Here is a 10,099-nt window from a genome sequence, read left to right as displayed (position 1 = left end):
ATTCATTAACTCGATGTAAACTCACCCCCCTGACATCAAAATCATAGCCGTGAAGGCGTTCGTTTTCTTTTATAAAACAAGGGATGCCCAGATGCAAAAATCGCGATCGGAGCATCCCTTGAAGCCCTCAAGACATTAGTAGCCTTGAACGGCAGCGGAAATGCCATCTTCTAGGATGTCAATTTTTCTCACTTGACAGTAACGGAGACCGTCTCGCTGCTAGTCTCGCCCGCCGCATTGACCAATACGGCGCGGTACTCGTACACCCCCGGCACCTTGCCGGTAACATTCGTGACCGCCTTCTGGGCATTCGGCGTCGCTTCGCTCAGCGTCTGCGTGTCGATCAGTACGCCGTTCTCGTACAGGCGGTATTCGGAACCGTTCGTTCCCCACCACATGTTCATCGTGACGTCGTAATTCCCGTCTTTGTCCCAGTTATTATGGGACAAGACCGGCTTGCCCGGAGCGGCGTCAGTGACGGTGACGACAAGCGGATCGCATGCCGTCGTGCCGAAGACGTTCGTCAGTTCGCAGGTGTATGTATACGTACCGTTCGCTTTACCCGTGATATCGATTTTCACGGTTTGGGCCTCCGGCGAGTTGTCCGTCAGCTTCTGCGTGGAGATCAGCTTGCCGTTCTCGTACAGCTTGAACTCGGTGCCGTTGTTCCCCCACCACAGGTTCATGGTGACGGTATAGCTGCCGTCCTTCAATCCCGTGTCATATCCGTTGTTGTCCGACAGGACCGGTTTACCCGGTGCTCCCGATGCCAGCGGCGTCACATCGTGCAGCCACTGCGCCCAGCGGACCAGCACTGCCGCCTGCCCGGCCGTGAACACGTTACCGCTTTGCTTGTTCACTTCCGTTATATACGCTTGCAGCAGTTTGCGGGCTTCCGCGCCTTTTCTTTCTGCCGCTCTCGCTTCAGCCGTTTCCAGCTGCTGCTGCAGCGATGCCGCAACTTGATTGGCACCTTCAGCGCCGGTCTCAGCCGCGAACGTACCGGTCAGTGCAGACAGGCTGTCGAATGTCGCAACTATACTATACGAATATTCGGCCGATCCGCGATGTCCCGCGGCATCTTCCGCTTCCGCCGTCACCTTATGGACGCCCGGCTCAAGCGTATACGCCTTGACATTCACAAGCGGTTCATCGCACCGCGAGTAGGTCACGCCGGATACGGTATCAACCGCGCTGCACGTGATGCCGACCGTCTGATCAATGGTATACGAAGCTTCCCCGGCAATCGTGATTTGCGGTGCAGTCAGATCGATCTTGACATTCACCGATTTCGGATAGACCGAACCGGTCACCGTTACCGGTCGATACAGCATTTGGTTCGGCCCTTCCTGACCAAGAGCAACAGGCGTGTCATAGACGTTCCAGCTGCTTCCGCCGTCCAGGCTGTACTGCACACTTCCGTAGGCCGATAGCGTTACCGTAACGGGTGCCGTGTACCAGCCGTTCTTGCCGTTCGGCTGGGCCGGATCAATCGCTGCCGCTGCTTCCTGATTGATCGTGACGTCGTACTGCTTCTCTGTTCCATCTTCTGCCGTTACTAAAATCCGGACTACGGTGCTTTCACCGGCAAGTTCAACGCTGTGCGAGCTGCCGCTTTCCACTACAGTACCGTTAATCTGTACTGCGGCCGCATCGTTGCTCGCAACCGCCGTGATATTGACGGTTGATGTGCCAACAGGCACACTGGCTGAGTAGCTTGTTACGTCTTGCTGAAATACCGGGTTCAGCGATACTTCGCTCAGTGCCAAGCTGGACAGCGCGGCATCAGATGATTTTAGTTTTCTGAAGACAGCCTTCAGATTCCAGTCTCTCACGACATTGTAGGTCTTGACTCCCCCCAGATAACCGCCTGAATAGGTTGTCAGGTTGAACACGGGGTATGCCGTCCATAAATAATCTGCCATCATGCCATAGGTTGTCGTCGGCTCTACCCATTTGACGAATTCATAGCCTTCAGCAGGCTTCGCCACAACGGTCACGGCCGTTTGATCGCCATGCACCGTCAGAGAGGTTCCCTCATCCCCTGTCGGCTCCGGGGCAGGCGGAAGGCCGTTCGGATTGACATAAACCAAGGTCGTTCCTGCCGCGGGATCACTCGACGTTGTCGTGATTGTATACGTAGGGTCGTATCCCTTCAGATCCTCGCCGACTTTCCCGAACATACGCAGTTCCGAGATATTCCCAAACCAGTTTCCTCCGTAAATACGGAAATATCGGAAGGCGGCATCCTTGTATTGATCCAACACTTTAACCGGCTGCCAGGTATCATAGTTGTAACCCTTTGATACTTCGGATATGGTTCGCCAATTTACGCCATCCGCAGAAGCGCTTACGCTCACCGCTCCAGCCCTGCCAGGAAAGCCGCTGCGGTTCAAAATCTCGATTCGGTCAAGCTGCATCAACTTGTTGCTGTTGCTCGCGCCGAAATCAAAATTGTAGTATCCATATCCGCTGCCGCCGGCTCTTACATCGGGACCGGTGGATATTTTGCCATCGAACAAATAAGTGATTTCGGCCGCGTCCAATGTATTGTCTGAGCCGCTTATTTGCGATTCGGCTGCCGCATTGATCTCATTGGACGTATCGGAAATCAACACTTTCTGGGACACTTGTACGTTATTTGAATTGGTAATGAATGTATCCGGATAGCTGTACACGGTATAGGCCGGCGTGCCGTCCGCAAAGTTGTAGTCAATGGAAATCGCAGCGTAGCCTGACTTCGATCCGGCATGAACAACATACTCAGCGTTATAGGAACCGTCCCCGTTATCCGTAACGCCAACCGCCTCGCCCTGAATGGTGGCGCGCACATTGCTGATCGGTTGATCCGCTTTGAATGTGAGTATCACCTTATCCCCTATGACGGCTCTAGGCGGAATATCGATAATGTCCTGGACAGGCGAAGCAGATTGCAGTTTCAAGCTTATATCCTTCACCACATTACCCGTCTCAAACCGTTCGCCAAAAATGTGGAGGTCAGCGATAGTGAACGGTTGGTCCTCCGTATAATCGTCCTTGTTTAATACCCCGGAGGTCACATCCTTCATACGGAAATAACGGAATCCGGTATTCTTGTACTCCTCTTTAACCGTATAGGTGAACCAATCCGTGGTATATTCCGATATATCGTCAGAGATTCGTACCCAGTTCGTATAGTCATTGGATGCCAGGATGATGGCTCCCTCTGATCGTGCCGGGAATCCGGAGTCGGGCAATAGCCGGAATTCGTTAGGCTTTACTTTGAAGCCTTCACCGAAATCCATCGTAAACTGCTTCTGATCCCAAATCCATCTAATCGGAATGCCTGAAGCGTGGAGATCTACTAACGAACCCATATTGATGCCGCTGCTGTCCGGCGCTCCCACTGCGATCCCCGTTAAATCAAGGGCTCCGTCCGCTATCAACGGATTTAAGAGGCGCAACCCGCTCACAGCTTCCTTCAGATCAAGCAATGCCTGATTCATGGCAGCTGCGTCGCCGGATTCAACAAGAGCCAGCGCAGCTTCATGCTTCGTCCGGAATACGGTATAGCTTGCCGTTTCATACTTTTGAGCAGGATCATAGGTTCGGATTACATTCTCGATCGCTTCGCTATAGCTGCCTGTGACGGTGACGGTGACCGTCAGTACATTCATCGCCGTACCATTCGATGCCGTCACATAGAAGGAATAATTACCGCTTGGGAAGGATGACGGAATGTTCGCCGACAGTACGCCATTGTTATCGACGGTAATATTGGCATTACTCACGAATCCGGCGCTATCTTCAACTACGCTATACGTTATGCTTTGGCCTGCATTGCTTGCTGAATTGGACAAATCATATTGCAGCTGCGCAGAAATATAAGATTCAAGATGCAGCTCATTCACGCCTCCCTTGAAGTAAGGCGCTTTCACCGTTGTACTGTTGAGCAATAGGTGATCAAACTCGACGTATTCCCCCGTCTTGCCGAATACATTGAAATAAATCATGGAGTCTGCTTGGAAATCGGTGCCAGGCACACTTGCCAGGTTGACGATCACATACTTCCATTCCCCTCCCGTATCGGGCAGGTGAACCGCGGCAAACGGCTCTTTGCCAATATCGCGTTGGAACTTCAGCGTCGTCATCGCATTGCTCTTGATTCGGAGCGCCAAGTTGCCATTGCGCCAGATACCCATACTAGGGACAGCGAATAGTGAGCCGGATTCATCGGCCTCGATGCGGACCGAATCGTTTGTCCTCGCAATGCCGCTGTCTAACGCGGTAAAATGTTTTTCAAACTGGTACGGAACCGTGCTCCCATTCTCTTGGGCAATAACAGCAGGTACGGGTGTGCCTAAAGCGCCATCAGGAATATAAAGCCATAAATCGCTGGTTCTCAAACCATAAATATCCCAATACTTATTCATCGCTTCGGCTACATACTTAAAGTCGGGATCGTTATCCGCATAGCCCTTGCCATACTTATAAATGTAGTAATAGTCCTCGCGGGCACCAATGCGTCCTCGTCTGTCCGGGCTAACCGGATTATTCAAGCCGTCATTGAATGGTATAGCGTATCCCAGGTTGTATTTATAATAGGTATTGACACCCTTAAGAAGCCGGTCGTCCAAGAAGGAATAGACGTCCTTTCCATTGTCGGCTGTCGTAGCTGTCCCGCCCACCGGATCGAGTGACGTGCCTTGTGCCGCTATGATTTGAGCTATAATGGACAAGTTCACCACGTTGTCGAACGAATGCGGTTGATCCCTCACCATTTCCTTGACAGCCACGACAGGCTCGTCCAGCACAGTCCCATTGCTGTCCGTGGAGTATTCGAACATGGCGTTGGCTATCGCACCGTTATGGTATGCGTGTTGAGATGGAGTGCTGGCGTTTACTGTCGCCCACTCTAACACACGCTCATAATCCGCCTTGCTGTCCATGAAAACATAGGAGGACAATGTTCCCATAACCGAAGTTTGGTGCTGATTCATCCAGTTGGTGTTTCGTTCCAACCAGAGACGAAGCGCCGGTTTCTGAAAGTTATCGCTATATTTCTGGGAATACTCATCCTTCCATTTCAGCTCTTCATGACCAGTACTCGTATAACGCAGCAATTCCGCGGCCGCATTCATATAGTACACGGGCCGTCCTTGATGAATATGCGCATCCGTCACATACTTCGCTTTGGACGGATCCAGACTCCCCCACAGCAGGACGATTCGCATACCTTTTTCCCGATAGGCGGGATCACCTGTCATAAAATACATGATCGCCTGATAGTGCGCTGCGGTGGCATCCTGCGTCATCTGATTGTTAAAGAGGCTGGTGCTATAGCTGTCGTAGCTGTACCTCGGTTCAAGATGATCAAAGTCGGCAGACGGGTTATTATCATTTCGGATCGCATACGATTTGGAAGCGAAATCGCTGGATGCAAAGTTCGTATAATAGCCGTACCAAGGCTGATCTTTATTCAAGATATGCTGCCGTACGCGCAGCAAGTCCTGAGGTGCGACGCTAACGGCGGGATGGACAAGCTGTGTACCTGTGTTATTGACGAAATTTGGCAGGGGCTCAGCAAGACCTTGAATGGCGGCAAGCAGTTCTTCCGCCATTGCATCAATTGCCGCTTGAGTCGCAGCAGGATCTCCCTGCAATGCTTTCGCACGTTCGTAGACGTCCAGAAGCTTCGCCCAAGTTTCGTCGGACCAATATTGCTGTCCGCTGTCGATGATTTTTTGAGCTTGCGCGATCGTGGCTGCCAGATTGGAATCCTTGTATACCGTATTAATCTCGTCTGCGCTTAAGGCGCGATTATAGATGCGGAATTCGTCGATCGAGCCGCCGAACAACGCATCGGCCGCGAACTGGCTTTTGCCGATGTAGTTCTTGCTCGGTTTAAAATCGCTCGGCTTGATCGTCACGTTAGCGGTGGATTTCGCTTCGCCGTTCACGTACAGGGTCGCTTTCCCGCTCCCGAGCGTCAACGCCACATGAACCCACTGGCCAGCCGGAAGCGCCGCCGTCTGCACGATCTGCTCGCTGCTGCCGTTCTTGATCGCAAACCGCATGAAATTGCCGGTTTTCGGCGTTAAGAACATGTATTGGGTCGTGCCGGTGCCGAAGTCGAAGATCCGCTGCCAATCCTTGCCTCCCTTCCAATTCACCCAGGTTGATAATGTAATTTCCGTATAATTAGAAAGTGCGTGATTGGATGGAAGAGTTACATAGGAATCGGTGCCGTTCAGGGCAATGGCTTGCCCGACTCTGCCGTCTCCGTAGACGGAGGTGCCGGACACCGTACCATTGTATAACCCGTCTGTACTATTGGCATTTCCATCGAACGGGTACAAGGTCAATCCGTTCGTACCGGAAGTTGCGGTAACGGTGCTGTCCGCCGCTTGCGCAGGCAATACCGGTGTGATGAACAATATCAAGGCGACCACCAGCGCAACGAATTTGTGCATTTTATCATTTGGGGTTCTCATTGTTTCCTCCTAGAGTTCATTTTTTTGGTCATGTAAGAATGAACCCAATCTTTTCTTTGAAATCGCTTGCAATATTATACTCACCTCCTTGCCCCGAAGGATTGCAAAGTCGCCAGCAGAACCGATGGTTCTGCCGGCATTTATGCTATCACTAGGAAAAATGGCGGTGAATGCGGTCGTACTCCTCCGCCGTAATAGCAAGCACGGTACCATGCTTAAAGCGGTAGGGAAAGCTGAACCGCTCATCAGAACGGATAAAGCGTCCGCTCTTCAAGTCGTCTGCGATAAACGGGACATAGCCCTGACCTTCTCCTTGAACACCGTAATAGTCCAGCATCAGAACCCATCGCCCATCCTGGAGCTTGAATGCAGTGGGCCCCTCATACTGACCATACCCGAGTTTGACCATCTCTTCTTTGAAAGCTTGGTTCTCCACGTATTCGCCACTTATCGACTCCCCCTGCTCAAGAATGATGTGAATGGGGTTCTCATGCTTCACAAAGCGATAGTACATACCATTCTCTTCATATATAGCCGAGTCTATGATGCCGCTTCCGTCTTTCCTGCATAAGAGCTGCGGTTTATCGAAGTGTATAAAGTCCTTGGTTCGCGTATAAAATATCGCCTTATGTCCGTAGTTGTTCGAAGCATGGGACGATGACCAATGAATGACATAGTCGTCCCGGTTCCGATCATACAGTACGTCCGGTGCCCATAGCATGCCGTAATCTTCATCGCCAAGCTCGATCATTCGCTGCTCCGACCAATTCACGAGATCGTCCGACTCCCAGAGTGCCAGACACTTGCTTCCGTTCCGCGCAATATTTGCCCAGGTACCTTCATACTTGGTATCGAAGCAGCTCGCCAGGCTAAGGTCCGTAGACAAAATATAAAATTTACCGGACTTGGTACGGACTATCGTGTGATCCCGTACACCCTTGTCGCCTTTATCGCTCCATAACACAGGCTCGCCGCCATTCACCTGTTCCCAATTGAAACCGTCCTTACTCAAGCCAAAGTAGACCTGTTCGCCGTCCGGCGTTTTTTTCTCTTTGAAATGTACGAATAAATATGCACTCATCGACTTTCTCCCTTTTCGGTTACTTTTACGTCTGTATCGTTAAGAGATCTCTTCACCCGCATGACAGTAAGTGAATGCCTCGGAATCTCGTATTCGAACGCATTGCCTTGCAGATGAAGCGTCTGGTTCGCCGGCACAATCCGTTCCGGTTGTTCGAAGCTGTTCTCTTCTTCAAGCGAATATCCGGACAATTCCGAAATATCGATCATTACCTCTTCCTTCTCGCCAAGTCCCTCCAGCACAATCCCGGTACGGACCTGCGCATCCTGCACATTGACCACTTTCAGGATGACGTCGCCGGTCGCCTCTTCGATGCTCGAGGAATAGTAGAGCGGCTCGATGACAGGAATCAGATCCTCCGTATTGGCTACAAGAGCCCCGTCGATATAAGCCCGTATTTTTCTGCCGCAAACCTCTATCAACAGATGATAGTCCACATCGTCTTCTACATCGAACAGGCAATGGGTAAGGACGCAGCTTGTCCCGTTTATTTGAGAGCTGATTATTGAATCATTATTATGCCATCCTCCGATTCTCCACAGGAGCTCATTGCGATCGTCGACCTTCCCGAAGTGAATCATGAAGCCTCTGCCCCAGGCTTTCCTTCTTGCCGTCATCGATAGCGTATAATGCTCGCTATCTATCGATTCCAGCTCTGCCATTCGCCGTGCATGTCCATTGGCCCGGTCTTCCTCCGTATCGGAAAGGAGGAACTGCCCGTCTGCAAATTCTTGTAGGTCCCCGGTTACATGGTTGATGAGCTTAATCTGCGAATATTCGACCGTTCCGCCTTCGGTTCCGACGGCTAGCATTCCTGCAATCGGTTTGCTTTCGCTCTGAACAGGCTGTTCGAACCCTTCTGCTTGAACCCGAAGCGCATGATCGCCCTGATGATGCATAAAGAGCTTCTGGACATAGTAGTTGGCCGTTCCGAACACGTCATGATTGTTGAACCAGATCAAATCCGGCTTCCAGTTCACGTAATCGACGTTACAGAGCAAAGGCGCATAGCAGGCAAGGCCGACTGCGTGGGCATTGCGTTCAAGCCCGGTCATATAAGCTGCTTCCGCAAGCGCGTTGTAATAAGTATTGCCGCAGGAAGCATACTCGCCAAGGAATACTTTGGGATCGTAGGTCTTGAACGAATCGTAACGGCGATGATTGGCGAGCAGCCATTCCGGGGACTGGTAATAATGTTCGTCCACGAAGTCGGAGCCGTTCTCGCGGGCCGATCTCCAGCCGCGCTCGTACTCTTCTCCGGATGCGAACGGACCGCTGTTATTAATGATTTTGATCGCCGGATATTTGGCCTTGATCGCTCGATGAAAATACGCGTACCGCTCGAAGAACGGTTCGCCGACCTCTTCGTTACCGATGCCGATAAACTCCAGGCCGAATGGCTCCGGATGTCCCAGCTTGGCGCGAATGGCCCCCCATGGGGACGAGGCATCCCCATTCGCAAACTCGATCAGATCGAGCGCGTCGTCAATCCATGGCTGCAGCTCGTCCAAGGGCACGTTTCTCTTGTGATGCGGATCGGAGCCCGCCGGTACGACAGGAATCGGTTTGGCGCCAATGTCCTCGCAGAACAGAAAATATTCGTAATACCCAAGGCCCAACGTTTGATTGTACCGCCAATTGTTTCGCCGTGCAGGCCGCTCGGCGACATCGCCGAGCGTGTTCTTCCACCGGTACATCGAGTCACGGTCATCTGCATTCAGCGACCCGTCATGGATGAGACAACCGCCCGGAAACCGCATGAACTTAGGTCTAAGATCGGCAAGCAATGTGGCAATGTCCTCACGGAGGCCGTTGGGCCGATTGCGGAACGTTCGTGCCGGGAACAAAGAAACCATGTCGAGGCAGAGCAACCCGGATCCTTTCGTGGTGAGAACCAGCCGTCCGCTGTAATCGGTAGCGGAAGCCGTCAGCCTCGCTACGTATTTCGTCCATTGGTCCGATGCGACAACGATAGCCGCTTCCGAATAAACGCTTCCTTCGACTCCCTCCAACGTGACGGTGATTGGCACGTCGAAGCTGCTATTCCTGCGCGCATACATGGAGAAGACATAGGTTTCTCCTTCTCTGACCGGGATGCCGGTATTAAATCCGTGGTTCATGAGTCCAACGCCGTCACCTGCCATCCGAATGTCAATTACCGCATAATTGTTATTTTGCTTATTCAGGGGTAATCCGCTTTCGACTCGAACCTCGCACTCGCCGCCTCCCCGCTCCACCTTCTCCCATGCCGTCAGTGAATGGTAATCCGGGTGATCGATGGGACCAAATTCGAACGAACGGTTTCGTACGAGTTCGGCATACAGCCCGCCGTCGGCCGCATGATTCAAATCTTCGAAAAAGATGCCGAACAGGTCGCCCATCGCCGCCCCACGGTCTTTCGTATTTATGGTCAAAGTCCCTTGCAAGCTCATCTACTCTCGTCGCCTCCGCCAAATGTTAGGTTTAGTTCGAATCGTTCATCCCTAATATGGCTGTCCATGCGAAATCTGAAAAGCTTAATTAACGGGACATCGTTTAATAACGA

General features: G+C 51.9%; 3 protein-coding genes. All 3 read right to left on the bottom strand.

Annotated features, from left to right (window positions below):
- Positions 1-188: 188 nt before the first annotated feature.
- The 3 genes from KZ483_RS07480 to KZ483_RS07470 all read right to left on the bottom strand — a co-directional run bounded on the left by KZ483_RS07480 (position 189) and on the right by KZ483_RS07470 (position 9,986).
- A complete protein-coding gene (locus KZ483_RS07480) occupies positions 189-6,473 on the bottom strand; it encodes a LamG-like jellyroll fold domain-containing protein (RefSeq protein ID WP_220352045.1) in 6,285 nt (2,094 codons plus the stop codon).
- A 151-nt stretch (positions 6,474-6,624) separates the two neighbouring features.
- Complete coding sequence (locus tag KZ483_RS07475; protein ID WP_220352044.1) at positions 6,625-7,554, bottom strand: glycoside hydrolase family 43 protein; 930 nt, start codon at positions 7,552-7,554, stop codon at positions 6,625-6,627.
- Positions 7,551-9,986: an alpha-L-arabinofuranosidase C-terminal domain-containing protein gene (locus KZ483_RS07470; RefSeq protein ID WP_220352043.1), complete on the bottom strand. Its 2,436-nt coding sequence runs from the start codon at positions 9,984-9,986 to the stop codon at positions 7,551-7,553. Before KZ483_RS07470 ends, KZ483_RS07475 begins: the two co-directional genes overlap by 4 nt.
- Positions 9,987-10,099: the final 113 nt, after the last annotated feature.

It is taken from the genome of Paenibacillus sp. sptzw28 (assembly GCF_019550795.1).
Classification (GTDB): Bacteria; Bacillota; Bacilli; order Paenibacillales; family Paenibacillaceae; genus Paenibacillus_Z.
Note: the sequence above shows the minus strand (reverse complement) of the source record. Positions and strands in the feature narration are given on the sequence as shown.